2 protein-coding genes are annotated in these 2,189 nt (G+C 67.6%); both read right to left on the reverse strand.

Features of this window, described 5'->3' with window-relative positions:
• Positions 1–1,220 (reverse strand): Mur ligase family protein (locus LQV45_RS27220; RefSeq protein WP_230009912.1); only part of this gene is annotated, 1,220 nt, incomplete at its 3' end.
• A gap of 197 nt (positions 1,221–1,417) precedes the next feature.
• A partial coding sequence (locus LQV45_RS27225; protein WP_253074592.1) for a penicillin-binding transpeptidase domain-containing protein occupies positions 1,418–2,189 on the reverse strand: 772 nt, incomplete at its 5' end.

A 2,189-nucleotide genomic window follows, 5' to 3' on the forward strand; every position in this document is an offset into this window, starting at 1 on the left:
GCGTCGGGGTTGTGCGCGAAGTCCACCACGGCGGCCGGCGCCGTGGACACGAGCTGCATCCGGCCCGGCACGGCAACGGTGAAGGGATCCGCGGCGTCGAGGGCGGCCTGCACCGCGGCCGGCTCGTGGCCGCCGGCGAGGACCATCACCGTGGCCAGCGCGGCATTGGCGACGTTGAAGCCGCCCGGCAGGCCCGTGTGGACGCGCAGCTCGGCGCCGTCGCGGTGCCGGAGGACGAAGTCGGAGCCGAGGCCCCGCGGAGCAGTCCGGACCACAGTCCAGTCCGCGGTTCGGTCCGTGGTCCGGTCGGCGTCAGCCGGCCCGGCGCCGTCGGTCCCGGCCGTGGCCAGGGTCGTGACCGGGATTTCGGCGGTGGCCGCAAGCTTGCGGCCCCAGTCATCATCGATGGTCACGACGGCGGCGCGGGCGCGTTCCGGCGAGAACAGCCGGGCTTTGGTCTGGAAGTATTCCTCCATGGTCCCGTGCAGGTCCAGGTGGTCCTGGGTGAGGTTCGTGAAGCCGGCGACGTCGAACACCACGGCGTCGACACGGTGGAAGGACACGGCGTGCGAGGAAACCTCCATGGAGGCGGCATCGAGCCCGCGTTCGCGCATGAGCGCCAACAGTGCGTGCACATCCGTGGATTCGGGAGTGGTCAGCAGGCTCGGGATCGGCTCCCCGCCGGCCAGGATCTCAATCGTCCCGATCAGCCCGGTCCGCTTACCCAGCGCCCGCAGCAGGGCATTGATGAAATAGGTGGTGGTGGTCTTGCCGTTAGTGCCTGTCACCCCGAAGAGGGCCGGTGCCCCGGCGCCGTCGGGCCTGCTCTGGTAGATGAGCGCGGACAGCTGGCCGACCACGCTGCGCGGCTCGTGGGCCAGCAGGACCGGGACGGCGATGTCATGGCCCAGGGCCAGCAGGCGCGCCCCGGCGTCGTCTGTCAGGACCGCCACGGCGCCGGCGTCGACGGCCTGGGACACGAAGTCGGCCCCGTGCCGTGTGGCGCCCGGCAGGGCCACGTACAGGTCTCCCGGGCGGACCGACCGGGAGTTCAGGGAGATCCCGGTGACCTGGACGGAGCCGGATGCACCGGGAACGGCGATGCCGATCGCCGCGCCAATGTCTGCCAGCGGCACTGCGGCAACCGCAGTGGGCCGGAAGCCCTGGGTGGAGTCATGGCCGGACGGCGCGGAAGCATCGGGGTCGGTGAGCTCTGACAAGTGGATCTCCGTTGTGGTGCTAGTGGATCGGGCACTGAACTAATCGGGCACTGAAAAAAATCGGGCACTGAATGAATCGGGCACTGAAAAAAATCGGGCACTGGTAGATCGGGACCTGCGCACGCGGAAATGCTCCGGCGCGCAGGCAATGGGTGTGGCGTCGGCTGGTGACTTCCGGGTGCCAGGTGGAACAGGCGCTACTTGGCGTACTGCGGCAGCCGCGCGGGTTCGCCGGTGGAGGGCTGGACGTTGAATGTGCGCAGCGTCTGGCTCATCACCGAACGGAACACCGGTCCATTGGTGATTCCGAAGATGCTTCCCTTGGGCCGTTGCAGGACCACCTCAACAATAAACCGCGGATCGTCCATGGGCGCCATTCCGATGATGGAGGCTGTATAGCCGCAGAACCCTGATTTGCCGTCGTCGCAGGGCGATTCGGATGTGCCGGTCTTGGCGCCCACCCGGTACCCGTCGATCGCGGCCTCTTTGATCTCGCCCTCGGTTACGGCGCTCTCAAGGATGTCGCGGACCTGTTTGGCGGTTTCCTTGGAGACGACCTGCTGCGGGGCTTTGGCCGGGACTTTTTCCTCGGCACCGTCCGGGTTGATGTAGCTGTCGATCAGCCGGGGCTGGAGCATCACGCCGTCGTTGGCGATGCTCTGGTAGGCCCGGACAGTCTGGAGGGTGGTTTGGGCGACGCCCTGGCCGAAGAGCACTGTGTATTGCTGACGCCCGTCCCACTGGTCGGCCGGGGTCAGGATGCCCTTGGATTCGGCCGGCAGACCGATGTCGGGGGCATCGCCGATGCCGAACTTCCGCAGCCAGTCATAGCGCTGTTCCTTGCTCAGCCGCTGGCCCACCATGACTGTGCCGGTGTTCATGGAATAGCCGACAATGCCCGCCAGCGTCCGCTGCTCGGTGCCGTGTTCGAACGCGTCACTGAAGGTCTGGCCGTCCACTGTGTAGGTC

It is taken from the genome of Microbacterium sp. Bi128 (assembly GCF_918698205.1).